This is a genomic window from Janthinobacterium sp. OK676 (assembly GCF_900103595.1).
Lineage (GTDB): Bacteria > Pseudomonadota > Gammaproteobacteria > Burkholderiales > Burkholderiaceae_D > Janthinobacterium.
Genome location: NZ_FNHA01000004.1, coordinates 146,822 through 170,337 on the forward strand (window position 1 = coordinate 146,822; position 23,516 = coordinate 170,337).

The following is a 23,516-nucleotide window of genomic DNA, read 5'->3' on the forward strand; positions in this document are numbered from 1 at the left end:
ATCATCCGGAGATGATAGTGAATGCGCCGAGGATATGGCCGGTCACGTTTCACGATGACTTCGATGCGGAATTCGATGCTCTGCCGATAGATGTTCAGGATGAATTGCTGGCGAGTGCCGATGCGCTGTCGAAGCTGGGTCCGGCTGCCGGGCGTCCTCACGTGGGGACGTTGAAGAATCCTAAACACCCGAACATGAAAGAGCTGCGTTTCAAGGCCAATAACGGGGCACAGGTGTGGCGCGCGGTCTTTGCTTTTGATACGAGGCGTGAAGCGGTCATTCTGGTTGCAGCGGCCAAGCTAGGTGTCGATGAGGACAAGTTTTACCGGGATTTGTTATTCAAGGCAAATGCACGCTACGAGCAACACCTCAACAAGCTGGATGTGGCGAAAGCGAGGCAGGGCAAGGGCCGGAGATGATTTTAGGAACAGGAGTTTGCCATGGGAAGAAGTTTGAACGACGTCATCGCCAGTTTGCCGGCTGAGCGGCAGGCAAAAATTGCCGCTCTGTCCCAGGAAAAAATGCAGGAAATGATAGCGCATGCCGCTACGCTGACGGATTTCCGCAAGGCAGTGGGCAAGACCCAGGCGGAAGTCGCCAGGGAACTTGGGATTCAACAGCATGCTGTTTCCCAACTGGAAAAGCGTACCGATACCTATGTCTCGACCTTGCGCCGTTTCCTGCAATCGCTGGGCATGACATTGGAGCTGTCGGTCGTTGCGCAAAACGGCGTGCGTATCGAACTGCAGAATTTTCTACGCAGTCAGGAAGTTGAAGCCGATGTCAATGTCAAGGCAGTGCCTGCGCCTTCAGCCGCGCCTGTCACCAAACCAGCAAGGAGAAAAGCAGGCGTGCCGCGCAAGCAGGCTGGCAACGCCTGAAGTCGCTTTATCCAGCAGCCAGTTGCACATCCCACCACGTGGGGAGCAGCTGGCGGATTTCCGGGCGCGAAAAACGGTCGTCGATCAGGTAGACGACGCCCTTGTCCGACTGGGTGCGGATGACCCTGCCGGCCGCCTGCACCACCTTTTGCATGCCCGGATACAGATACGTGTAGTCGTAGCCGGCGCCGAAGATGTCGCCCATGCGCTGGCGGATTTGCTCGTTGACGGGATTGATCTGCGGCAAACCGAGGGTGGCGATGAAGGCGCCGATCAGGCGCGCGCCGGGCAAGTCGATACCTTCGCCGAAGGCGCCCCCGAGCACGGCAAAGCCGATGCCGCGCGTGTCCAGGCCGAAGCGGCCCAGAAATTGCGCGCGGGCAGTATCGTCCATGCGGCGCGGCTGCTGCCAGATGGGAACGGCGGGGTAGTGCTGGGCGAACAGGGTGGCCGTCTTTTCCATGTAATCGAAGCTGCTGAAGAAGGCCAGGTAGTTGCCCGGCGCTTCCGCGTACTGGCGCGCCATCAGCTGGGCGATGGGCAGCAGCGAGGCGGCGCGATGCTGGTAGCGCGTGGAAATGGTGTCGGCCACGCGTACGGACAATTGCTCCGCCTGGAATGGGGATTCCACGTCGACCCAGGCCGTGTCGGCCGGCATGCCCAGGGTGTCGCTGTAGTAATTCCATGGACTCAGGGTGGCGGAAAACAGGGCCGTGCTGTGGCTGGCCGCGAAGCGTTCCTTCAGGAATGGCGCCGGGACAATGTTGCGGATGCAGACGGTGGAGCCCGTCTCCGTCTTGCTCACGTCGAACAGCGAATGCTCGCCGAAGCTTTCCGCCAGGCGATTGATCAACAGTACGTCAAAGTAAAAGCGCTGCAAGTCTTCGTCCAGGGCCGTGGCGTGTTCGGCCATGTGGTCGCCGATGGCCGTCGCCACGCCTTGCAAGGCGCCAAAGAATTTCTCGGGCAAGGCGGGATGCACGTGGTAGTCGCCATCCTGTGCTTTTAATAATGCCGTCCACTGGCGCGAGAGGCGGTCGAGCGGCTTTTTCAACGCTTCGGGGGCGAATTTGCGCAGCATCTTCAGGTCGATCTGTGCCAGCTCGGCCGAATACATGCTGCGCGCGCGCGACACCATATTGTGCGCCTCGTCGACCAGCACGTTGACTTTCCAGTCGTGGGCGAGGGTCATGCCGTACAGCATGGCGCTGAGGTCGAAGTAATAATTGTAGTCGCCGATGACGACATCGCTCCAGCGCGCCAGCTCCATGCCCAGGTAGTACGGGCAAATACCCTGTTGCAAGGCGATGGCGCGCACGGCTTCCTTGTCGAGGATCAAGCCGCTGGCCAGCGCCACCTCGCGCGCCAGCGGCAGGCGGTCGTAAAAACCCTTGGCCAGCGGGCACGATTCGCCATGACAGGCTTTGTCAGGATGTTCGCAGGCGCAGCTCTTGGCGCTCAGTTCCAGCACGCGCAAGGGCAGCAGCGGGGCGCTATCCTTGAGGATGGCGCAGGCGTCGAGCGCCATCTGGCGGCCGGGCACCTTGGCGGCCAGGAAAAACAGTTTATCGAGGCCATGCGCGGCCGTCGCTTTCAACATGGGAAACAGGCTGCCCACCGTCTTGCCGATGCCGGTCGGCGCCTGCGCCAGCAAGCCGCAGCCGCGGCTGCTGGCCTTGTACATGGCTTCGGCCAGCTGGCGCTGGCCCGGGCGGAAGTCCGCATGGGGAAAGGCCATGGCCGTGAGTTGTGCGTCGCGGCTGGCGCGGTGCGCCATTTCCTGCTCGGCCCAGTCGAGGAACAGCGCGCAATGCTGTTCGAAGAAGGTGCGCAGCGCCTCGGCCGTGCACTCCTCGTGCATGACGGTTTCCTTCTGGCTGGCAATATCGAAATACACGAGCGCCACGCGCAACATGGGCAGGTTCAGTTGCTGGCACAGCAGGTGGCCGTAGATGCGCGCCTGCGCCCAGTGCAGCTGGCGGTGGTTGGCGGGCATGGCGTCCAGTTCACCCCGGTAGGTCTTGATTTCTTCCAGCTGGCGCCGCGCCGGGTCGTAGCCATCGGCACGGCCCCGCACGTGCAGGGGGCCGAAGTCGCCGCACAAGCTGATTTCGCGCTGATAATCGTCGTCGCGCCGGCCCGTGACGGTGGCGTGGCCGGCCATGCCTTCCTGCGCCGTGGGCGAGGGCGTGAAACGCAAGTCCAGGTCGCCCACCTTGGCCGTGAATTCGCACAGGGCGCGCACGGCGATCGTGTACTTCATGCCGCTCATGTGGCCACCTGCCACTGCAGGTAGCACACACTGACGGGCATGGCGTGTTCGGCGCAATACGCGATCCAGCGCAGCTGGTTGTCTTGCAGGCGGTCGCCCGGACCCTTGACTTCGATCATGCGGTAGCGCCGTTCGGCCGGCCAGAACTGGATCAGGTCGGGAAAGCCGCTGCGGTTGCTTTTTATGTCGAGCAAGATGCGCTCGAATGCCTTCTTCAGGTGAAAGGCCGGGATGCAGGCCAGCGCCAGGTCCAGCAAGCCGTCGTCGAGCACGTCCCAGCTGACGAAGGGCGAGACGATGCCGTGCTTGGCGGCAAGCGTGGCGCGGATGGCCGCGTGGTAGCTGCCATCGTCCAGCTGCGCCAGGCAGGCGGCAAAGTCGCTGCTGCGGCGCTGGTAGAAATCGGCGCTGTGCAAGTCGGCCGGGCCACGGTGGAACGGGTGGAAGAAGGCGCCCGGCATGGGCTTGAAGATGGCGGGCCAGCACAGCAGGCCGAACAGCGAATTGATCAGGGTGTTTTCCACGTAGTACACGGGCGCAGCGTCGTGGCTCAAGTGCTGCTGCACCACGCCTTCCACGTAGCACGCCTGTTCAGGGTAGGGCAGCAGCAGGTCGATGCGCTCCACGGCGGCCGCTGCATTGGCCGCCTGTTTGGCATGGCCCAGCTTGCGCCGCAGACGGGGCGCCATGCGCAGCAGTAATTGCTGTTCCGCTTCGCTTTCCGGCGCGGCCAGGGCGATCAGCAGGCGCTCGTAGGCCGCTTGCGGCTGCTCATCTTTTTCCAGCACGCGGATGGCGCGGCCACGCGCACCCGGATAGCGGCAATCGGCGTAGGCGCGGTAGGCGGCCGGCCAGTCCTGGCATTTTTCCAGGTGCTGGGCGATCTGGAAGCGCAGCTTGTCGCGCCGGCTGGCCAGCCAGGTATTGTCCTCGGCCAATGGCAGCGCCGCCAGTTCCCGCAGCACCTCGTCGGCCGGTGCGCTGTCGTTGTAGCGTTCGCGGCACTGGTGCAGCATTTCGTAGTGTTCGATATCCTGGCGCGTGCGAAACCCGCGCGATTGCGGCGAGAATTCCACTTTTTCGTATTGATACACGCCGAGGTCGGACAGCACGAATTCCGACCAGTCCTGGTGATAGTTGCCAAAATAAATCAGGCGCAGGCGATCGCACAGCGCTTGCAGGCCGATGCGGTACAGCACGTCGGTGCAGGCCGGATACCATGCGGAAAACGGTTTATTTTCCCCATGCTGCTCGCGCAAGGCGTCCAGTTGCTCGGCCTTGCGCGCCGCTCTCAAGGGCGCGGCGAGGTCGAAGGCCTGGGCGACTTCCGCCTTCAGCAGCAAGTCGAACAGTTCTTCGAGCGAGATGACGGGATCGGCCACCACCCAGCCCGTCGCCAGCAGGGGCAGGGCAGCCGCGCGCGTGTCGCCGATTTCCGGGTAATTGAGTTTGCTGGCACGAAACAGGCAGCCCTTGCGCATGACAAGGCGCACGAACAGGGCGCGCGACGGCTGCGGCAGCGCGCCGAAGGCGGCGATGAACTGTGTTTCTTCAGGACTCAGCAGATCGGCGTAGCGCGCGCTGATCCAGCTCAGCACGTCCTGGAAATTATCCAGATAGTACAGGGGATTTTCCAGGACTCTCAACATGGGGGCAATAGGGCAAGGTGATGGTTTTTACTGTGTTTATATACAGTTTAAACCTTCAGCCGCCGCTTGCCCAGCGATTTCATGTTCAGTCAGCCGTGCTGTAGGCAAAATAGCTGTCGAACTTTTCGTAGGGAATCAGTTCCGCGCGCAGGCTGGCCAGTTCCATATCGGTCAGCAAGCCCCGGTGCGCTTCCTTGCGTCCCTTCGGCAGCAGTACGTCGTAATCGACGATGTCCCTGGCCAGCAAGGCCTGCAGCACGTCGGCTTGCCGCGCCGTCAGGTAGCGTGCATGCGTGCCCAGGGTTTTCGTCAGTTGCTCCTTGAATGCCTCGTCGCTGACGCCATTGTATGTGTCCTGGTCCGCCATGCTGTTCAACAACATGTGAAGCAGGAAGTCTTGCAGGTTTTTCGCCAGGTAGCGGGCTTCATTCTCGTCATGCCACAGCAGCACGACGGGCATCTCGCCGTCTTGCTCGCTTGACGCGAAAAAGCAGTAGTGGTCGCCCGCGCCCGTTTGCGCGAACGGGATGAACTGGAAGGCGGGATCGACCTGCCGGTAATCGTCGGCGTCCCGCAAGGTTTCCACTTCCTCGGCCACGGCCTCGATGTTGAGCAGTTCGAAATCGTCGGCATGCAACAGCAGGGTGGGCCGCTCCGTCAAGGTGGGATAGACCAGCTTGTACCAGTCGGGCCCGTATTCGCCCACGGCCAGCATGCCGTCGCGCTCCAGTTGCCGATACAATGCGGGATAGGTGAAGCCGTGCTGCTGTTCAATTTCCGACAGTGTCATGTTTGTCCCGTTCAACGTGATTCGTGTGGGCATGATAGCCGAGGCCGTACTTGGCACGCTTCACGGCAGCAACGATGTGCATCATTGCAAACATTTAAGTTTGCTTGTGTGGCATGGTCACGTATGCTTGCCAGACCAACATCCGCCGAAGCCGCATGAAAAACATCATCCTGATTTCCGCCGCCTGCCTGCTGGCGCTGCTGTCGACCATAGGCGCTTCGCTGCCATACCCGATTTTGCCGCCGCTGTTCGCGGCCGAGGCGCCGAATGCCTTCAACAACTTCCTGGGCTTGCCGTCCAAATTGCTGTTCGGCCTGGCGCTGACCATCAACCCGCTGGGCTTGCTGATCGGCTCCGCCTTGCTGGGCCCCTTGTCCGACCGCTATGGCCGCCGTCCCTTGCTGATGCGCACGGCCGTGGGCGCCGCCATCGGCCACGCCATTACGGCCTGGGCGCTGGTGATCCAGTCCTACCCGCTGTTCATCGTCGCCCGTTTCATCACGGGTTTGCTGGAAGGGAACGGCGCCGTGGCGCGCGCCATGCTGGCCGACCAGCTGACGGGAGCGCTGCGCCTGCGCGCGATGTCGTGGCTGAATGGCGCGTTTTACCTGGGCTGGCTGGTGGGGCCGATCCTGGCGGGCGCGACTCTGCATTGGGGCGTGACGGTGCCATTCTGGATCGCCGCCGCCGCCCTGATGCTCGTCGCCGTGCTGGTGGCCGTGGGCTTGCCGCGCGAAACGCCCTCGCTCTTGACGACGTCGTGGTGGCAAGTGGCGCGCGATCGCCATTCGCTCAATTTGCTGCGCCATGAGGAGCTGCGCACCCTGTTCATCGTGCAACTGGCGCTCACCTGCGGCGTGGCCAGTTTTTACGAGTTCTATCCGCTGTGGCTGGTCGAGACGGCCAATTACCATGCGCAGGAGATTGCCTGGGTGAATGTGGGCCTGTGCGGCACGATGACGGTCACGTCCCTGCTGGCGGGCGGTCCCAGCCGCCATGCGCCCTTGCTGCGTGCCAGCTGGTATGCGTGCGGCGTGGCGCTGGCCGTGGGGATTCTGGCGCTGGGCAATATCTGGGTGGGCATTGCCGCCATCGTGCTGTTCGGCATTCCGAATGCGTTGTACAACACGGTGATACAGGGTTGGTGCGCCGAGCGCTTCAGCGCGCACGGTCAGGGCGCCGTGATGGGTTTGCTGGCAACGACGTTTTGCATCGCCAACATCGTCGTCGCCCTCAGCGGCTCCGTGCTGACCCTGATCGATACGCGGCTGATCCTCGTCGCGGGCGCCTTGTCCGCCGCCTGGGCCGCATGGCGCATGGTGGCCTGGCGCCGCCAGCTGGACGGCGCCGTCGAGGCGAAGGCATGCGAGGATTTCTGCAGCTAGGCTCAGGCTATTTCGGGGGTATGGGAGGAGGGCGAATACCGGACCCTGCCGGTGGATTCTTGTAGGTCGGTAGGTCGGATTAGCGCGCAAGCGCGTAATCCGACATCACCATTAACGCCAACAATGCGTCGGATTACTTTTTGGTAGCCTTCGGCTTGGTCGCCGGCGCCGCTTTGTCAGCCGCGGCGGTGGCGCCGTTTGTCGCCTTTTCCGTTGCCTGCGCCACTTGCGCGCTGGCCTTGGCGATCTGCTCTTCCACCGTTTTCACGGCCTGCTTCGTGGCCTTGGTCACTTGCTCGTAGCCGAGGAAGGCGTTGTCGATGGCGGCCTTGACGATGGCGACGGCGTTTTCCGAGCCGGGCGGCACGTTCTTCGTGACGTCGTAGATCAGGGCGCTCAAGTTGCTTTTCGCTTCGGCCACGTGGGCTTCGGCGGCCGTCGTGAATTCCGTGTGGATTTCCTTGATGATGTCGTCGAGTTGCTGTTTATACGCTTTGGCGCCGGCCACGCCCGGTTGCAGCTGGGCAGCGGCGGCGGCCATGGCGGCCTTCGGATCCTTGGCCTGGCTGATTTCCTTGCCGGCGGCAAGGCCATCTTCGATGCCGGACTTGGCGGTGGCCATGTTCAGCGCCAGCACCTGTTCCACGCCTTGCACGGCCTTCGAGGTGAGGGTGTTGAAGGTCATCAGCTGGAATTCAAACAGGGCCTTGGTGGCCGATGCGAATTGTTCGGGATTCGTAAACATGTGGTCTCCTCGGTTTGAATAGATACGTTCTTATCGTTCCATACTCTTTCGACGCCGCAATGCCATCGCTTGCAATCAAGCCGGTGCCCCCGTGTGATCATGGCCCCATTATTTAGCAAGCGCCGGTTTTTCGCAACGGCTATCTTTGTACGGTCCCGAAGCCAGTTCCCAGCCAAATCCTAGGGTGGACTGGGCGCACGACAGGGTGCCGTCGATCTTGCTGCGCCATTGGTACCAGGGTGCAGGTCCGGCCGAGGCGCAGGCGCAGGCGGCCAGCAGGGCCGTGGCGATCAGGTATTTCATGGTTGCTCCGAAAGAAATGCTTGCGAGCATTGTAGCGCGCTTGCCGTTCAGGGCGCGGGCGATTGCGGCGCCACGGCCGGCAGCTGCAGGGTGAAGGTGGTGCCGCTGGCGTCGCCCGTGTTGCTGGTGGCGTCAATATGGCCGCCCAGCACGCCCGTGACGATGTTGTGCGCCACATGCAGCCCCAGGCCCGAGCCGCCGGAACCGAGCTTGGTCGTGAAGAAAGGGTCATAGACGTGCACGAGGTCGTCGGCCGCGATGCCCACGCCCGTGTCGGCGATCGACATGGTGATCGTTTTCCCATCGTCGCTGCCGCGCGCCCTGACGGCGATATTGCCGCCGCTGCGGCCTTCGAAGGCGTGGCGCAGGCAGTTTTCCAGCAGGTTGCTCAGCACCTGGCCCAGCGGACCCGGATAGCTGTCCATGGCCAGGTCCTCGGGCACGTCCTGCGTCAGCGTCAAGCCGGCCGCCTTGAGCGGCGTGGACAGGGGCAGCATCAGCTCGGCCACGAACTGGCGCAGCAGGAAGTGGCGGCGCTGCGAACTGGCGCGGTCGACGGCGATCTGCTTGAAGCTCGAGACGAGGTCGGCCGCGCGCTGCAGGTTGCGCAGCATGATGGCGTCGGCCTCGCTGGCCTGGGTCAGGTAGGCGCCCAGTTCGGAACGGCGCAAGCCGTCCTGGAAGCTGGCCTGGAGTTCGCGCGTGCGTTCGGCCATCGTGGTGGCCACCACCAGGCCGTTGCCGATCGGCGTATTGAGTTCATGCGCGATGCCGGCCACGAGCGCGCCCAGCGCGGCCAGCTTGTCGCGGCGCACCAGTTCTTCCTGCGTGATGGACAGGTTTTCCAGCGCGGCGGCCAATTCGCGGTTTGCCTGTTCCGACTGTTCCTTGGCCTGGGTCAGGGCCGCCGTGCGTTCGGCCACCAGCTCTTCCAGGTGGGCGCGGTGGCGCTGCAATTCGCGTTCGTGGCGCATGCGGCCAATCGCGATGCCGGCCAGGTCGGTTGCCGTGTCGATCAGCTCGAGGTCGCGCGCATCGGGCGTGCGCACTTCGCGGTAGTACATGGCGAAGGAGCCGAGCACGGCGCCATCCTGCCCGAAGATGGGGCGCGACCAGCAGGCGCGCAAGCCGAACGGCGCGGCCAGCTCGCGGTAGGGCGCCCACAGCGGATCGCACATGATGTCGCTGACCACCACCGGTTCGCGCAGGAACATGGCAGTGCCGCAAGAGCCCACGCCGGGGCCGATGGCCACGCCTTCGAGCAGGGCCATGTATTCGGGCGGCAGGCTGGGGCCGGCCGCGCTGTGCATGTGGACGCCGTCATCGTCGAGCAGCATGATGGAGCAGTACACGCCGCGCGACTGGCCTTCGATCAGGAGTAGCAGCTGGTTCAGGGTGGGAATCAGGGGGGCGCCCTTGGCGACCATTTCCAGCAGGGCGCTCTGGCCCGAGCGCATCGCTTCGGCGAGGTTGCGCTCCGTCAAGTCGATGATGCGCGCATGCACGAGCTGGCGGCCCGGCACGGACAGGCGCATCAGCCGGATTTCGCAGGCGATGGGGCGGCTGTCGCGGTGGCAGCAGCTGGCGCGGAAGACGACGATCTTGCCTTGCAAGGTATCGCGGATCTTTTCTTCCAGCAGTTGCGGCGAGGCGCGGCCATCGCTCTGATGGGTGGGGAACAGCGGTTCCATGCCGCCTTGCAGCAACTCGGCCAGCGGCATGCCGAACAATTCCTCGGCCAGGTGGTTGGCGTCGATCAGCAGGCCGTTGTCGATATCGAACAGCAGCACGGCATCGGGCGAGCCGGCCAGTATCGAGTGGTAATTGACTTCCAGCGTTTGCGGATGCAGGGGGCGCGGCGGCGTGGCGGCATGCGGCGCCGGTGCTTCGGCCTTGTGCAGCGCCAGTTCCATGAGGATTTTTTCCGCCACGTCGCGCGCATTGAAGGGCATCTTGATGTAGTCGGAGGCGCCGGCGCCCACGCTGCGGCCTTGCTCCTCGGCGCTGGGGGTGGCCGACATCAGCAGCAGGGGGACGCTGTGGCGACCGCCCGCATTGCGCAAGCGCATGCAGGTGGCGCCGATATTCGTGCCCGCCAGGGCCGCGTCGAGCAGGATCAGGTCCGTTCCGCCGGCCGCCAGTTCCACGCCTTCGTCGATATCGCCCGCCAGCCCCGTGCCCAGGTTATGCCGGTCCAGCACATACAGCAGTTCGCGCACATCGTTTGACGAATTGCTGACCAGCAGCACATTGGCCCGGTCGGCAATGGAAGAAATCAACTGGTTCATGGTGTCGCGCCCTTACGCGTTTCATGGGCCTAGTATTACATCAAGGCAAGTAGGAGTAAACGATAATTCTTGATGACCAAAAGCAAGGGTCATAGTAGCCGTTCAGGCGGCGTTTTGCACTGCGGGCGCCGCGGCCAGGTCGGCGCGCGCCTGTTCGATGCGCGGATAATTATCCTCGATCCAGTCGACCAGCACGGCCAGGCGTTCGGCCGCCTCGCGTCCCAGCGGCGTGAGGCTGTATTCCACCTTGGGCGGGATCACCAGATACGCCTGGCGCAGCACGAAACCGTCGCCAGCCAGCGCTTCCAGGGTTTGCGCCAGCATTTTTTCGCTGACGCCGCCCACTTCACGGCGCAGTTCGCTGAAGCGCCGCGTGCCGCTCAGCAGCAGTACCAGCACCAGCACGGCCCAGCGGCTGGTCAGGTGGCTGAGCACGGCGCGCGACGGGCAGGCGGCGGCCATCAGGTGCGCGCCCTGGGTTTGGCGGGCGAGGGCGGCGCGCAGGCTGGCACCGGGAGTGTCTGTGGACATGATAGTTGGCCTTGATAATTTAAAATTTACGCATACTTACCAAAAGGTACGTACTTACAATAAGTAAGTAATAGTCCTATTATAGGGTTTTACCACCCACGTACCAAGGAGAAATCATGATCGTCATCACCGGCGCCACAGGCAATCTGGGGCAGCACGTCATCGCCAGCCTGCTCAAATCCGTACCCGCAGCCAATATCATCGCCGCCGTGCGCAATCCGGCCAAGGCCGCCAATCTGGCCGCCCAGGGCGTGCAAGTACGCCAGGCCGATTACAACGACGGTGCCAGCCTTGATGCGGCGTTCAAGGGCGCAACCAAGATCCTGCTGATTTCGTCGAGCGAAGTGGGCCAGCGCATCCAGCAGCACCAGAACGTCATCGATGCGGCCAAGCGCGCCGGCGTGGCCCTGCTGGCCTACACGAGCGTCTTGCGCGCCGACACGTCGCCGCTGGGCCTGGCCGCCGAGCACGTGGTCACGGAAGCGGCCATCCGCGCGTCCAATGTGCCGTACGCTTTCCTGCGCAACGGCTGGTACCTGGAAAACCACACGGAACACCTGGCGCCCGTGCTCGAGCATGGCGTCGTGCTGGGCGCGGCGCAAAACGGCCGTTTCTCGTCGGCCGCGCGTCTGGACTATGCCGCCGCCGCCGCTGCCGTGCTGGTCGCTGACAAGCCGCAAGCCATCTATGAACTGGCCGGCGACCAGGGCTTTACCCTGGCCGAGTACGCGGCCGAAGTGGCGCGCCAGTCGGGCAAGGCGATCGTGTACAAGGATTTGCCGCAGGCGGACTTCAAGGCGGCGCTGGTGGGCGTGGGCGTGCCGGAAGGCTTTGCCGATCTGCTGGCCGATTCCGATGCGGGCGCGGCCAAGGGCGGCCTGGAAGACCATGGCAAGCAATTGAGCGCGCTGATCGGCCGTCCGACGACAAGCCTGCTCGACGCCGTCAAGGCCGCGCTGGCCAAATAAGAAGAGGGTGCCGCAGGGATGCGGCATTCTGGAATGAAAAAAGCCGCAAACTCGTGAAAGTTTGCGGCTTTTTTGCGAATTAGGTAATGGTGCCCACGAAGGGACTCGAACCCCTACACCCGAAGGCACATGGACCTGAACCATGCGCGTCTACCAATTCCGCCACGTGGGCACTGATGCTGCTAGTTACTGCTGATGTCTCACTACGGTACTGCTTTACTGCGGACTACAACGAAAACAACTCGTTGCTGGTGGTGCCCACGAAGGGACTCGAACCCCTACACCCGAAGGCACATGGACCTGAACCATGCGCGTCTACCAATTCCGCCACGTGGGCATTGTTACTGCTTGCTGCTTGTCGCTGCGTGTTCTGCAGCGAGGACAAAATCATAAGGGCTGGCGCGCATTCGGTCAATCAACATTTTGCACTTTTCTTCAAGAAACATGTTTTTTCGCCTGAAAAGGGCTGTTCCCTATGGAAAAAGGGGAAATCTGCCTCTTTTTTCAGCGATTTTCCGCAGACTTCTATCCGCAGGCATGCCGCGTGACCAGTCTGGCGCGAGAGGGAAGGGCTTTTCGCTGCGGAAATGAAAAAAGCCGCAAACTCGTGAAAGTTTGCGGCTTTTTGCGAATTAGGTAATGGTGCCCACGAAGGGACTCGAACCCCTACACCCGAAGGCACATGGACCTGAACCATGCGCGTCTACCAATTCCGCCACGTGGGCACTGATGCTGCTATTGCTTACTACTTTGCTGCTCGAGTATTCGTTGCCAAATAACTTGGCAACAATTCTGCTATTATAGCGGCTTGAAGAGTTTTGCGCCAGATGAGCTTTCGCTCCATACTGCACATCAACCCTGTACCGCTTTCCTGCAACCGCATTCCCGTGAAGGTTTGTCGCTGCAAGAGACCGAGATTATAGAGCAATATTTGCCGAAGTCAAATGCATTGCGCAGCTTTTCTTCTTTTTTTCATCGGCGGGGCACTTGTTCGGTTTCCGCTACGCTGTCCGTTAGGCAAACCAAGGCGTCCTCCGGTACACTACCGGACATCACCGTGTCAATATTGACGGTGATGTCATCGGTCTTTGTCTTCCGTTTGATCACTGTCAATAACAACTATAGAAATACTTTTGAGCCAAAATACCCACACCATCCCCAGCCGGGAGGACATTCTCGGCATATTCCGCAGCGTCAACGCGCCTCTCGACCCGCAGTCTCTCGGGAAAACGCTGCAAGTGCATGCCGATTCCATGGATGTCCTCGTTCGTCGCCTGAAGGCGATGGAGCGCGACGGCCAGCTCAAGTCTGACGCCAGCGGTGTTTTCAGCCTGGCCGACCAGAGCGCGCTTGTCGCCGGTCGCGTCACCAGCCACCGCGATGGCTTCGGCTTCGTTATTCCCGACGACGCGAGCGCCGACCTGTTCCTGCCTGAGAAAGAAATGCAGAAAGTACTGCATGGCGACAAGGTCATGGCCCGCATCGTCGGCACGGACCGCCGCGGCCGCCCGGAAGGCACGATCGTGGAAGTCACGCAGCGCGCCAACACCCACGTCATCGGCCGCCTGATCCAGGAGAACGGTACCTGGGTCGTGGCGCCGGAAGACCAGCGCATCGGCCAGGATATCCTGGTGACCGGTTCGGTGGGCAAGGCCAAGGCCGGCCAGATCGTCAGCGTCGAGTTGACCGAGCAGCCGATGCGCTTCAAGCAACCGGTCGGCAAGATCGTCGAAGTGCTCGGTGCGCTCGATGATCCCGGCATGGAAATCGAGATTGCAGTGCGTAAATTCAACGTGCCGCACATCTTTTCCGCCGCCGCCCTCAAGCAAGCTGAAAAACTGCCGTTCGAAGTGCGCGCCGCCGACCTGAAAGACCGTGTCGACCTGCGCGACGTGCCGCTCGTCACCATCGATGGCGAGGATGCCCGCGATTTCGACGATGCCGTGTATTGCGAGCCCGTCAAGATCGGCCGCGCCAACTGCTTCCGCCTGATCGTGGCGATTGCCGACGTCAGCCATTATGTGAAACCGAACGACGCGCTCGATATCGACGCGCTCGAGCGCAGCACGTCCGTCTACTTCCCGCGCCGCGTGATTCCGATGCTGCCGGAAAAACTGTCGAACGGCCTGTGCTCGCTGAACCCGGCCGTCGATCGTTTGACCCTCGTGTGCGACGCCGTCGTCAGCGACAAGGGCGAGCTGAAGGCGTACCAGTTCTATCCAGCCGTCATCCATTCGGCCGCGCGCCTCACGTATGACGAAGTCGCCGCCGTGCTGGGCAACACCAAGGGACCCGAAGCGGCGCGCCGCGCGGACATCCTGCCGCACCTGCAAAACCTGGAAGCCGTCTACCGCGCCTTGCTGAAAGCACGCACGGAGCGGGGCGCCATCGACTTCGAGACGACGGAAACGTATATCGTCTGCAACAGCGCGGGCAAGATCGAAAAGATCATTCCCCGCACGCGCAACGAAGCGCACAAGATCATTGAAGAGTGCATGCTGGCGGCCAACGTCTGCGCGGCCGATCTGCTGCTGCGTAACAAGCATCCAGGCACCTACCGCATCCACGCCAGCCCGACCAAGGAAAAGCTCACGCAAGTGCGCACCTTCCTCAAGCAAGTCGGCCTGAACCTGACGGGTGGCGATACGCCATCGGCATCCGATTACCAGACCCTGATGCAGCAGATCAAGGAGCGTCCCGACGCGGCCCTGCTGCAAACGATGCTGCTGCGCTCGATGCAGCAAGCCGTCTACAGCCCGGACAATATCGGTCACTTCGGCCTGGCGTACGAGGCGTATGCCCACTTCACCAGCCCGATCCGCCGCTATCCCGACCTGCTGACGCACCGCGCCATCAAGGCCATCTTGCAAGGCAAGAAATACGAGCCCAAGCTGTCCGAGAAGACCGTGCTGAACACGAACGTGTCGAACGCCACGCGCAAGCAGCAGGCGAAAGACAAGGCCGAAGGCAAGCCGAAGAAGACCGATCTGACGATCTGGGACGCGCTGGGCGTGCATTGCTCGGCCAACGAGCGCCGCGCCGACGAAGCGTCACGCGATGTCGAAGCCTGGCTGAAGTGCTACTTCATGCAGGACAAGCTGGGCGAGGAATTCACCGGCACCATCACGGGCGTGACCACCTTCGGCGTGTTCGTGCAACTGGATACCCTGTTTGTCGAAGGCCTGGTGCACGTCACCGAGCTGGGCACCGACTACTTCCAGTACGACGATGCGCGCCATGAATTGCGCGGCGAACGCACGGGCAAGCGCTACCAGCTGACCGACCGTCTGACGGTGCAAGTGGCGCGTGTCGACCTGGAAACGCGCAAGATCGACCTGCGCCTGGTCACCGATGCGGAACTGGCGGGCGAAGAAGCGCCAGCCAAGCAGGCTGGCGGCAAGCGCAAGGGCGAAAAGAAATCGATGGTCAAGCCTGGTCCCGCGACCGAGCAGCGCCACGAGATCAAGGCCAGCGTCAATGGCAGCGGCAACAATGGTGGCAAACCCGGCAAGGGTTCCGGCGGCCGTTCCAACGGCGCCAAGGCGCAAGCCAAGCCTGCAGCCAAGGCAGCGCCCAAGGCGGCAGCCCCCAAGGCCGCCGAGTCTAAGCGCAGCAAGAAACCAGCCGCGGCACCCGCTGCGGCGGCACCACGTGCAGCAAAAACTGTATCAAAATCAAGCAAGAACAAGCGATAAGCGATAGATAGATAATGAAGAATAAAATGATTTTCGGCTTCCACGCCGTCACCTCGCGTTTGCGTCATGAAGCGTCGTCCGTGGAAGAAATTTTCGTCGATGCCAGCCGCGTCGACGGCCGCATGAAGGACATGATCGCCGCCGCCAAGGCTGCGAACGTGCGCGTCATGCCCGTCGATTCGTCGCGTCTGGACAAGATCGTCGGCACGCGCCGCCATCAGGGCGTGATCGCGTTTGCCTCGCAGCTGTCCCTGGCGCGCAATCTCGATGAGCTGCTGGACGCCATCGACGGCCCGCCGCTGCTGTTGATTCTCGACGGCATTACCGACCCGCACAACCTGGGCGCCTGCCTGCGCGTGGCCGACGGCGTCGGCGCACATGCCGTCATCGTGCCGAAGGACCGCGCCGTGGGTTTGAACGCCACGGCCGCCAAGGTCGCCAGTGGCGCCGCCGAAACTGTCCCGTACATCACCGTGACGAACCTGGCGCGCACCATGCGTGAACTGAAGGATCGCGGCATCTGGCTGATCGGCACCTCGGACGACGGCGAAAAAGGCTTGTACGAAGCCGATTTCACGGGCCCGACGGCTCTCGTCATGGGGTCCGAAGGCGAAGGCATGCGCCGCTTGACGCGCGACACCTGCGACATCCTCGTCAGCATCCCGATGTTCGGCTCCGTCGAGAGCCTGAACGTGTCCGTGGCTTCGGGCGTGTGCTTGTATGAAGCCCGCCGCCAGCGCATCGCGCTGGAAGCCTAAAAAACGTCCATGGCTGCGTTGCATTGCCTCGCCGTACATTCGTACTGTCTTCGGCAATGCGCCTTGCCCTGAACGTTTTGTAACGCTTCCAGAAAATCAGCCGCCGCCCTTGAGGCGGCGGTTGTTTATCTGCCTCTCCGGCAGCACGCCGCCGAATACGCTACCATTTGCGTTCCACCTTATCCATTTTCATTATGTTCCACCACCTGCGCGAAGACATCAACAGCATCATCGAACGTGACCCGGCCGCCCGCAATGGCTGGGAGGTGCTGACCTGTTATCCGGGCTTGCACGCCATCGTCATGCATGGCTGGGCGCACTGGTGCTGGACGCGGCACATGAAGTGGGTGGGGCGCTTCATTTCCTATATCGCCCGCATCATCACGGGCATCGAGATCCATCCGGGCGCGGTCATCGGCCGGCGCGTCTTCATCGACCACGGCTTCGGCGTGGTGATCGGCGAGACGGCCGTCGTCGGCGACGACTGCACCATCTACCAGGGCGTGACCCTGGGCGGCACCTCGCTGCACAGCGGCGCCAAGCGCCATCCGACCCTCGAGCGCGGCGTCATCGTCGGCGCCGGCGCGCAGGTGCTGGGCAGCTTCACGGTGGGCGAGTACGCCAAGGTGGGCTCGAACGCCGTGCTGTTGAAACCCGTGCCGTCCGGCGCCACGGCCGTCGGCAACCCCGCGCACATCGTGCAAAAGGATGTCAGCGCCCTGCGCGAGGGCAGCACGGCCCATTTGTTCGCCGCGTATGGCGTCACGCCCAACGGCGACGATCCGCTGTCGAAAGCCCTGCAAGGGCTGATCACGCATGCCGTGGCGCAGGAACAGCGCATCGAAACCATCCTCGCCACCCTGAAGGCGGCGGGCATCTGCTGCCAAGCTGTACCTGAGTGTGATAAATTCGATTCCGAGCAAATGAACAAGCTGGTTGATTAAGGATACAGGCATGACTACAGACGCAAACATAGCTGGAAACGCAGCAGAAAAGAGCAGCGACAATCCGAATCTGCTCGACCCGTTCGAGATCCGCGTGCTGGCCGTGCTGGCGGAAAAGGAAGCGCTGACGCCGGACAGCTATCCGCTGTCGCTCAACGCGCTGACGAACGGCTGCAACCAGCTGTCCAGCCGCGACCCCGTCATGGCCCTCTCCGAAGAAACCGTCTACGACGTGCTGCAGCGGCTGATGCAGCGCAAGTTCGTCAACGGCATCACGCAGGCCGGCGCGCGGGTCGCCAAGTACGAACACCGCATGCGCATCAAGTGGTCGCTGGAGCAGGACAAGCTGGCCATCCTGACGATCCTGATGCTGCGCGGCTTGCAGACGGCGGGCGAAATCCGCAGCCGCAGCGGCCGCGTACATGAATTCAAGTCCGTGGCGGAAGTGGAAGCTGGCCTGCAATTCTTGATCGACAAATATCCGCCGCTGGTGGCCAAGCTGGCTGTCGCACCCGGCGCCAAGGAACCGCGCTACGGCCATCTGCTGGGCGGTGAAGAGGCGCTGGCACAGATCGAGACGGCGGCAGGTTTTGCCGGCGCCGTCAGCGCGCCGCAGCAGGGCAGCCGTGTGGCCCAGCTGGAGCAGGAAGTGCTGCAATTGCGCAGCGACTTCGATGGCCTGGCGGCGCAGTTCGAGGCGTTCCGCAAGCAGTTCGAATAATGGCCGCTCACGCGTGACGTTTTCCTTTTGCGCCGCTCCTGCGGCGAGACCCACTCGGGCATGCCCAGCTTCGACGCCCGGGATGCCTGCGTCAATGACGCGAAGCGCGCGCATCGGCCCTTTCTTCGGCTGGCCGGAACGGGTAGCCGAGCTGTGTGCGCGGCCCGTGCATGGCGCGGACAGGCCCGTCATTTCAGCCGCTCCCTGTCAGTCCGGCCCCGTTTCCGGTATCATTCGGCATGAATACTATTTCCTTCCAACCGTTTGTTATTGGTGTCGCTGGCGGAAGCGGCAGTGGCAAGTCCACCGTATCACAGCAGGTGCTGGCGTCGTTTGGCGCCGACATGGTCTCGGTCGTGATGCAGGACGACTACTATTGCGACCAAACCCATCTCTCCCCTGAAGTCCGGCGCCAGCAGAATTATGACCATCCGCAGGCGTTCGAGTGGCCATTGCTGGTGCAGCACATCCAGGCCTTGCGCAATGGCGAGCCGATCGAGATGCCTGAGTACGACTTCACGCTGCACAACCGCTCCAACCGGACCATTTCCGTCAAGCCGGCGCCCGTGATCGTGATCGAAGGCCTGTTCGCCTTGTATGACGAAGACTTGCGCAACATGATGTCGCTGAAGATCTTTGTCGACACGGCCTCCGACGTGCGCTTCATCCGCCGCATGCAGCGCGATATCACGGAGCGCGGCCGCTCCGTCGAAAGCGTCATCGAGCAGTACCTGGAAACGGTACGCCCGATGCACAAGCAGTTCATCGAGCCGACCAAGCGCAATGCCGATGTCATCTTGCCGCATGGCGCGAATGGCCCCGCGGTCGACATGATCACGGCCAAGGTGGCCAGCGTGATTGGTCAATTGAAACCGGCTGCCTGAAGCCTGCCGGCTACCATCCCGTTGCGTCAGCGTTCTCCCATCGATTCCGAAAACGTCTTGGTGATCGGTTTCGTCAGGTAGCGCAAGACCGTCTTGCGGCCCGTGTTGATTTCCACCGTAGCCGTCATGCCGGGCTGGATCAGGATAGGCTCGCCATTCTTGCCCATCAGATTGCGCCCGCTGGTCTTGATCTGCACGCGGTAGTAGGGCTGTTCGTTGCCCTTGTTGTCTTCACTTAGGGTGTCGGCGCTGATGTAGCTGACGGTGCCGCGCAAACGCCCGTAGATGCCGTAGTCGTAGGCGTCCAGTTTCACGGCCGTGGGCAGGCCTGGCTTGATGAAGGCGATGTCGGCCGGTTTGACTTTCGCTTCGATGATCAGGTCATCGTCCGTCGGCACGATCTGCAGGATTTCCTCGCCCGGCTTGGCCACGCCACCCAGGGTAGTGAGGCGCACGTTGCGCACGATGCCGTCCGTGGGCGCGTAGATATCCGTCGAACCGAGCTGCTCCTTGCGCTGCGTGACCGTCTGCAGCACGCCGGCCAGGTCTTCCTGGGCCTTCACCAGGTCCGTCTGGCTGTCCTGCAGATATTTGTTGCGCCGGTTGGTGATCTGCGCCTGGATGTCGACCACTTGCCGCCGCAGTTTCAGCACTTCGGCGCGGCTGACATCCCCCGTTTCCAGCAGCGGCAGATTCATTTCCAGCTCTTCCTTGATCAGCTTCATGGCGCTTTCCAGCGAGCTCACTTCCGCCTGCACGGCGCCCTGGCGCTTGCCGAACAGGGCCAGCTGGTTGGCGCGAAATTCCGGGAACGCCTGCAGTTCGGGCGGGAACTTCGGCGTGCCGCCAAACACTTCCGCCTGCAGGCGCGCCACGGCCGCCTTCAGACCGGCCGCCTTGGCCGTGCTTTCCAGGTAGCTCGTCTCGGCCCGCGTGCGGTCGAAACGGGCCAGCAATGCTCCCTTTTTCACCACGCTGCCTTCGTGCACGCGCAGTTCGGCCAGCACGCCGCCATCGGCCACCTGGATGATCTGGTTGCGCGAACTGGCGATCACCTGGCCGTTGGCGCGCGTGACCTGGTCCAGCTCCGCCCATGAAGCCCAGGCGATGACGCCGGCCAGCGCCGCCGTGCAGCTCCAGATCAGCACCCGGCCCCGTTTCGCTTCCTCTCTCGTTGCCACCTTGGCCAGTTTCATGCGACGGCTCCTTGCGCCACCGGCGCAGGGGCCGCACTGGGCACGGCTTGCGGCTTGCCCGACAGCTTGGCCAGCACGGCATCGCGCGGACCGTCGAGCAGTACCCGTCCCGCCTGCAGCACCACCAGGCGGTCGAGCAGGGGCAGCAGGGCGTTCTTGTGCGTGGTGGCGACCATGGTCACGCCTTCGGCCGCCAGTTCGCCCAACAGCCCGACGATGCGCGCTTCCGTCTTCGCATCCATGGCGCCCGTGGGCTCGTCGAGCAGCCAGATGCGCGGCTTGGCCAGCAGCAGGCGCGTGACGGCAATCAATTGCCGCTGGCCGCCCGACACGCCGCGCCCGCCTTCGGTGATGGTCAGCGCCAGTCCCCGTGGCTGGCCCAGTATCAGCTCGATCAGGCCAGTACGTTTTGCCGCCGCCAGGATCGCTTCCTCGCCCGGGTCGGCCAGTCCCAGTAACAGGTTGTCGCGCAGGGTGCCGCTGAACAGCCGCGTTTCCTGCGGCAGGTAGCCGACCATTTCGCGCACCACGGGCGGCGCCAGCAGGGCCATGTCGACGTCGCCCAGGTAGGCCTTGCCCTCGGCCGGCTGGTACAGGCCCGAGGCCAGTTTCAGCAGGGTGCTCTTGCCCGAGCCGATGGCGCCCACCAGGCCGACCCGTTCGCCGGGGCGGATGGCCAGGCTGTCCACTTCCAGCGCCACCTTTTGCGCGCCGCCATACGTAAAGCGGATGCGTTCGAAGCGCAAGCCCGTATCGAGGCTGCGCGGCGTCAGCGCGAACTGCGCGTTGTCCGCTTCGTTGGGCAGGCTGATGACCTGTTCCAGGCCGTCGATCGAGGCGCGCGCATGCGCCCACTGCACCATCACGGCGGGCAGCTGCACGATGGGCATCAGGGCGCGGTTGCTGATGATGGTGCAGGCCATCAGGGCGCCCATGGTCATCTGGTTCTCGGCCACGAACCACGCACCCATCGAGATCAGCGCCACGTTGGTCAATTGCTGGAAGGCGGCCGTGATGTTTTGCGACAGGGCCGCATAGTCGCGGATGTTCTGCTCCGCGTTGCTGCTTTCGGCCACCAGTTCGGCCCAGCGCGCCTGCATCATCCATTCGGCGCTGCTGCCCTTGAGCGTTTCCACGCCATCGACGGCTTCCACCAGCAAGCCGGCCTTGCGGTTGCTGGCGTTGAGGTTCTTGCGCGTGTGGCTCTCGATGGCGCGCTGGAACATCAGCCCGCACAGGAGGGCCAGCGGCAGCGCCACCAGCGGCACCACCACCAGCCAACCGCCGATGATGGTGATCATGGCGAGGAAGATCAGGGCGAAGGGCACGTCCGTGAGCACGAACAGCGACGTCGACGTGAGCACGCCGCGCACCATTTCAAAGCCCTTCACCTGCGCCGCCAGGGTGCCGACGGAAGCGGGGCGCGACTCCATGCGGATGCCCAGCATGCGCTGGAAAAACCACTCGGACAATTCATGGTCGACGTCATTGCACGAGTGGTCGACGATGCGGCTGCGTACCTGCTTGAGGATGAATTCCAGGCCGATCGACAGGGCCACGCCCACCACCAGTACCCACAGGGTGCTGAAGCTCTGGTTCGGAATCACGCGGTCGTACACCTGCATGGAAAACAGCGAGGTGGCCATGGTCAGCAGGGTCACCAGCGCGGTGGCCAGCACGGCGTCGACGAACACGCTTTTCTTCAGCCACAGGGCCTGGCGTACCAGGCTGAGTGCGCCGGGGCGGGCGCCGCTTTTTTCGCTGCGGCGCGGCAGGCCCACGCAAGCGAGGCCGGCCAGCGAGGCCAGCTGCAGGGCGCGCCCGTCGACGCCTTCGCCGCGCCAGGCGCCGTCGGCGCCGCGCGACTGCAGCAAGCCCCAGCCCGTGCTGGCGCTGTAGACGGCGAACGGCAGCTCGCCCGGCGTCGGTGCGTGCAGCTGGCGCGCCGCGCCTTCCAGCCCGGCCGCCTGCCAGATTGCGGTAAGCACCATGGCGGGCGCGCCGCTGTCGTCGATATCTTCGAGCTGGCGCTGCAGGTCGGCCAGGCGCGCGCTGGCGACGTGCTGGCCCGTCAGGCGCGCAGCCCGTTCGATAAGTGTCAGCAAGCCATGTTTGATGGAGTTGTCCACGCTGTCTCCTGTGTGCATCATGTCGGTGTCAATTCGCGCGCGCCACGCCCGCCGGCGCCGTGCGCCCGGCCAGGGTGCCCGTCTGCGCGGCCAGGCGCAGGCTGGCGGCAATCGCCTGCGCCCGCGTGTCTTCCAGCGAAAACCGCGCCTGCGTTGCTTCGCGCACGGCGTTGAGCACGTCGTTCCAGCTCTTGCGGCCGATCACGTACTGGCGCGCATACGATTCGAATACCTGCGTCGAGGTGGTGCTGGCTTCGCCCGCGTTGCCCAGGCGCTGGCGGCTCGCCTCGGCCTCGTTCCAGTCCAGCGTAAAGCGTTCGCGCACGTCGCGTTCGGCCGCATCGTGCGCGGCGCGCGCCCCTTCGCGCCTGGCCACGGCGGCGTCCACGCCGGCCTTGGCCGACAAGCCGGCGCCCGGCTGCGCCTGCAGCACCAGCATGGCGCGCGTGCGGTTGTCCGCATTGATGCCGCCCGTGGGCTTTTCCATGCGCAGCACGACTTTCGGCATGTAGGCCGAGCGTTGCAGGGTGATTTCGGAGTCGGCCGCCTGCGCCTCGAAATCGAGGCGGTGCAGGGTGGGGGAGTAGTCGACGGCCTGGCGCATGACCCGCTCCAGGCTGGCGTCGGGCAGCGGTTCGCCCACGCCGATGCCGCTGGCGGTGACGAGGCGCACCGGTTTGCCGGCCAGCTGCGACAGCTGCGCCAGCGCGTTGTCCAGCGCCTGGCGCGCATTCGACACGTCGTTGGCCGCCTGGTAGGCGCGCGATTCGGCCAGGCGCTGGTCCGTTTGCGAACTGACCGACTGCGCCACGCGGCGCTTGATCATGTCCAGCAGGCGCTGGTGTTCGGCCAGTCCCTCTTCGGCAGAACGCACGCGCGCCGTCTGGCGCAGCGCTTCCGTGTAGGCGGCGATCACGCGCAGGGACAGGGTCAGGCGTTCCTCTTCGATGGCCGCGCCGGCCGCGTCGACCCGGCTGCCGGCCGCATCGATGCCCGCGTCGATGCGCCCGCCGCTCCACAACGGCTGTTCGACGCGCACCACGCCGCCCGTTTCGCGCGAACCCGTGGGGACTTCGGCCGACAGGCTGGGGAAGCGCTGCCACTGCGCGCCATCGAGCTCGGCGCGCGCGGCCGCCTGCGCCGAACGCTTGCCCTGGACGGCGGGATGGCTTTGCAGCGCCTGCTGCAAGACCTGGTCGAAGCTCCAGGCCGTGGCGCCCTGGGCCTGGGCGAAAGTGCTGATCGATGCCATGGCCATGGCCGCCAGTACGGCCGCGCCACGTGGCAGTAAAAACCATGCTGGGAAACCGCGTAATCTCATCCCGTATTTTTCCGGCACCAGGCCTGATGCATTTCAAGGTGTGGCGGGAGCGCGCG

General features: G+C 63.5%; 19 protein-coding genes and 3 tRNA genes. 9 read left to right on the forward strand and 13 right to left on the reverse strand.

Annotated features, from left to right (window positions below; all coding sequences use genetic code 11):
• The first annotated feature begins 17 nt into the window (after positions 1–17).
• Both BLU39_RS10050 and BLU39_RS10055 read left to right on the forward strand, forming a co-directional pair.
• On the forward strand, positions 18–419 hold the full coding sequence (locus tag BLU39_RS10050; RefSeq protein ID WP_254788946.1) for a type II toxin-antitoxin system RelE/ParE family toxin: 402 nt from the start codon (positions 18–20) through the stop codon (positions 417–419).
• A 33-nt stretch (positions 420–452) separates the two neighbouring features.
• Complete coding sequence (locus BLU39_RS10055; protein WP_175539257.1) at positions 453–881, forward strand: XRE family transcriptional regulator; 429 nt, start codon at positions 453–455, stop codon at positions 879–881.
• Between the two features lie 7 nt (positions 882–888).
• Here BLU39_RS10055 and BLU39_RS10060 read toward each other — a convergent pair whose 3' ends face one another.
• The 3 genes from BLU39_RS10060 to BLU39_RS10070 all read right to left on the reverse strand — a co-directional run bounded on the left by BLU39_RS10060 (position 889) and on the right by BLU39_RS10070 (position 5,592).
• On the reverse strand, positions 889–3,144 hold the full coding sequence (locus BLU39_RS10060) for an ATP-dependent DNA helicase (protein ID WP_092713007.1): 2,256 nt from the start codon (positions 3,142–3,144) through the stop codon (positions 889–891).
• A 5-nt stretch (positions 3,145–3,149) separates the two neighbouring features.
• Positions 3,150–4,802, reverse strand: a complete 1,653-nt coding sequence (locus tag BLU39_RS10065) for a VRR-NUC domain-containing protein (RefSeq protein WP_092712481.1) — start codon at positions 4,800–4,802, stop codon at positions 3,150–3,152.
• 85 nt (positions 4,803–4,887) lie between these two features.
• Complete coding sequence (locus tag BLU39_RS10070) at positions 4,888–5,592, reverse strand: SMI1/KNR4 family protein (RefSeq protein WP_092712483.1); 705 nt, start codon at positions 5,590–5,592, stop codon at positions 4,888–4,890.
• A gap of 155 nt (positions 5,593–5,747) precedes the next feature.
• Between BLU39_RS10070 and BLU39_RS10075 the strand changes: the two genes are divergently transcribed.
• Positions 5,748–6,977, forward strand: a complete 1,230-nt coding sequence (locus tag BLU39_RS10075; protein ID WP_092713009.1) for an MFS transporter — start codon at positions 5,748–5,750, stop codon at positions 6,975–6,977.
• Between the two features lie 133 nt (positions 6,978–7,110).
• Here BLU39_RS10075 and phaP read toward each other — a convergent pair whose 3' ends face one another.
• The 4 genes from phaP to BLU39_RS10095 form a co-directional block, all read right to left on the reverse strand.
• Complete coding sequence (phaP, locus tag BLU39_RS10080; protein ID WP_092712485.1) at positions 7,111–7,722, reverse strand: TIGR01841 family phasin; 612 nt, start codon at positions 7,720–7,722, stop codon at positions 7,111–7,113.
• Positions 7,723–7,830: 108 nt separating this feature from the next.
• The gene (locus tag BLU39_RS10085) at positions 7,831–8,025 is read right to left on the reverse strand and encodes a hypothetical protein (RefSeq protein ID WP_092712487.1); all 195 of its coding nucleotides are present in this window, start codon (positions 8,023–8,025) and stop codon (positions 7,831–7,833) included.
• A gap of 47 nt (positions 8,026–8,072) precedes the next feature.
• On the reverse strand, positions 8,073–10,313 hold the full coding sequence (locus BLU39_RS10090) for an ATP-binding protein (protein WP_092712489.1): 2,241 nt from the start codon (positions 10,311–10,313) through the stop codon (positions 8,073–8,075).
• Between the two features lie 102 nt (positions 10,314–10,415).
• Positions 10,416–10,844, reverse strand: a complete 429-nt coding sequence (locus BLU39_RS10095; RefSeq protein WP_092712492.1) for a winged helix-turn-helix transcriptional regulator — start codon at positions 10,842–10,844, stop codon at positions 10,416–10,418.
• A 116-nt stretch (positions 10,845–10,960) separates the two neighbouring features.
• Here BLU39_RS10095 and BLU39_RS10100 point away from each other — a divergent pair, with 116 nt between their 5' ends.
• Positions 10,961–11,812: an SDR family oxidoreductase gene (locus BLU39_RS10100; protein WP_092712494.1), complete on the forward strand. Its 852-nt coding sequence runs from the start codon at positions 10,961–10,963 to the stop codon at positions 11,810–11,812.
• 87 nt (positions 11,813–11,899) lie between these two features.
• Here the strand turns inward: BLU39_RS10100 and BLU39_RS10105 are convergent.
• From BLU39_RS10105 to BLU39_RS10115, 3 genes are all read right to left on the reverse strand, one after another.
• Positions 11,900–11,984: transfer RNA gene (locus BLU39_RS10105), tRNA-Leu, on the reverse strand.
• Between the two features lie 80 nt (positions 11,985–12,064).
• A tRNA-Leu gene (locus BLU39_RS10110) sits at positions 12,065–12,149 on the reverse strand.
• A gap of 303 nt (positions 12,150–12,452) precedes the next feature.
• Positions 12,453–12,537, reverse strand: a tRNA-Leu gene (locus BLU39_RS10115).
• Positions 12,538–12,945: 408 nt separating this feature from the next.
• Between BLU39_RS10115 and rnr the strand changes: the two genes are divergently transcribed.
• The 5 genes from rnr to udk all read left to right on the forward strand — a co-directional run bounded on the left by rnr (position 12,946) and on the right by udk (position 18,814).
• Positions 12,946–15,507 carry a ribonuclease R gene (gene rnr / locus BLU39_RS10120; protein ID WP_092712496.1) on the forward strand — a complete coding sequence of 854 codons (2,562 nt, stop codon included), beginning with the start codon at positions 12,946–12,948 and terminating at the stop codon, positions 15,505–15,507.
• A gap of 14 nt (positions 15,508–15,521) precedes the next feature.
• Entirely contained in the window at positions 15,522–16,265 is a 744-nt protein-coding gene (rlmB, locus tag BLU39_RS10125) for a 23S rRNA (guanosine(2251)-2'-O)-methyltransferase RlmB (protein WP_058048541.1), read from the forward strand.
• A 194-nt stretch (positions 16,266–16,459) separates the two neighbouring features.
• On the forward strand, positions 16,460–17,209 hold the full coding sequence (gene cysE / locus BLU39_RS10130; protein WP_092712499.1) for a serine O-acetyltransferase: 750 nt from the start codon (positions 16,460–16,462) through the stop codon (positions 17,207–17,209).
• 10 nt (positions 17,210–17,219) lie between these two features.
• Positions 17,220–17,930, forward strand: coding sequence for a YceH family protein (locus tag BLU39_RS10135; RefSeq protein ID WP_092712501.1), 711 nt, complete (start codon positions 17,220–17,222; stop codon positions 17,928–17,930).
• Positions 17,931–18,169: 239 nt separating this feature from the next.
• On the forward strand, positions 18,170–18,814 hold the full coding sequence (udk, locus tag BLU39_RS10140) for a uridine kinase (protein WP_092712503.1): 645 nt from the start codon (positions 18,170–18,172) through the stop codon (positions 18,812–18,814).
• A gap of 26 nt (positions 18,815–18,840) precedes the next feature.
• Here udk and BLU39_RS10145 read toward each other — a convergent pair whose 3' ends face one another.
• From BLU39_RS10145 to BLU39_RS10155, 3 genes are read right to left on the reverse strand one after another with little or no spacing between them, the layout of a single operon-like run.
• The gene (locus BLU39_RS10145; protein ID WP_092712505.1) at positions 18,841–20,010 is read right to left on the reverse strand and encodes an HlyD family type I secretion periplasmic adaptor subunit; all 1,170 of its coding nucleotides are present in this window, start codon (positions 20,008–20,010) and stop codon (positions 18,841–18,843) included.
• Entirely contained in the window at positions 20,007–22,139 is a 2,133-nt protein-coding gene (locus BLU39_RS10150) for an ATP-binding cassette domain-containing protein (RefSeq protein WP_217635065.1), read from the reverse strand. Before BLU39_RS10150 ends, BLU39_RS10145 begins: the two co-directional genes overlap by 4 nt.
• A 28-nt stretch (positions 22,140–22,167) precedes the next feature.
• On the reverse strand, positions 22,168–23,391 hold the full coding sequence (locus tag BLU39_RS10155) for a TolC family protein (protein ID WP_175539258.1): 1,224 nt from the start codon (positions 23,389–23,391) through the stop codon (positions 22,168–22,170).
• Positions 23,392–23,516 lie beyond the last annotated feature (125 nt).

Bases quoted from the DNA above. Each gene is read 5' to 3' on its own strand.
- BLU39_RS10060 (WP_092713007.1), bottom strand. From the start codon at position 3,144: ATGAAGTACACGATCGCCGTGCGCGCCCTGTGCGAATTCACGGCCAAG.
- BLU39_RS10065 (WP_092712481.1), bottom strand. From the start codon at position 4,802: ATGTTGAGAGTCCTGGAAAATCCCCTGTACTATCTGGATAATTTCCAG.
- BLU39_RS10070 (WP_092712483.1), bottom strand. From the start codon at position 5,592: ATGACACTGTCGGAAATTGAACAGCAGCACGGCTTCACCTATCCCGCA.
- BLU39_RS10075 (WP_092713009.1), top strand. From the start codon at position 5,748: ATGAAAAACATCATCCTGATTTCCGCCGCCTGCCTGCTGGCGCTGCTG.
- phaP (WP_092712485.1), bottom strand. From the start codon at position 7,722: ATGTTTACGAATCCCGAACAATTCGCATCGGCCACCAAGGCCCTGTTT.
- BLU39_RS10085 (WP_092712487.1), bottom strand. From the start codon at position 8,025: ATGAAATACCTGATCGCCACGGCCCTGCTGGCCGCCTGCGCCTGCGCC.
- BLU39_RS10090 (WP_092712489.1), bottom strand. From the start codon at position 10,313: ATGAACCAGTTGATTTCTTCCATTGCCGACCGGGCCAATGTGCTGCTG.
- BLU39_RS10095 (WP_092712492.1), bottom strand. From the start codon at position 10,844: ATGTCCACAGACACTCCCGGTGCCAGCCTGCGCGCCGCCCTCGCCCGC.
- BLU39_RS10100 (WP_092712494.1), top strand. From the start codon at position 10,961: ATGATCGTCATCACCGGCGCCACAGGCAATCTGGGGCAGCACGTCATC.
- rlmB (WP_058048541.1), top strand. From the start codon at position 15,522: ATGAAGAATAAAATGATTTTCGGCTTCCACGCCGTCACCTCGCGTTTG.
- cysE (WP_092712499.1), top strand. From the start codon at position 16,460: ATGTTCCACCACCTGCGCGAAGACATCAACAGCATCATCGAACGTGAC.
- BLU39_RS10135 (WP_092712501.1), top strand. From the start codon at position 17,220: ATGACTACAGACGCAAACATAGCTGGAAACGCAGCAGAAAAGAGCAGC.
- udk (WP_092712503.1), top strand. From the start codon at position 18,170: ATGAATACTATTTCCTTCCAACCGTTTGTTATTGGTGTCGCTGGCGGA.
- BLU39_RS10145 (WP_092712505.1), bottom strand. From the start codon at position 20,010: ATGAAACTGGCCAAGGTGGCAACGAGAGAGGAAGCGAAACGGGGCCGG.
- BLU39_RS10155 (WP_175539258.1), bottom strand. From the start codon at position 23,391: ATGGCATCGATCAGCACTTTCGCCCAGGCCCAGGGCGCCACGGCCTGG.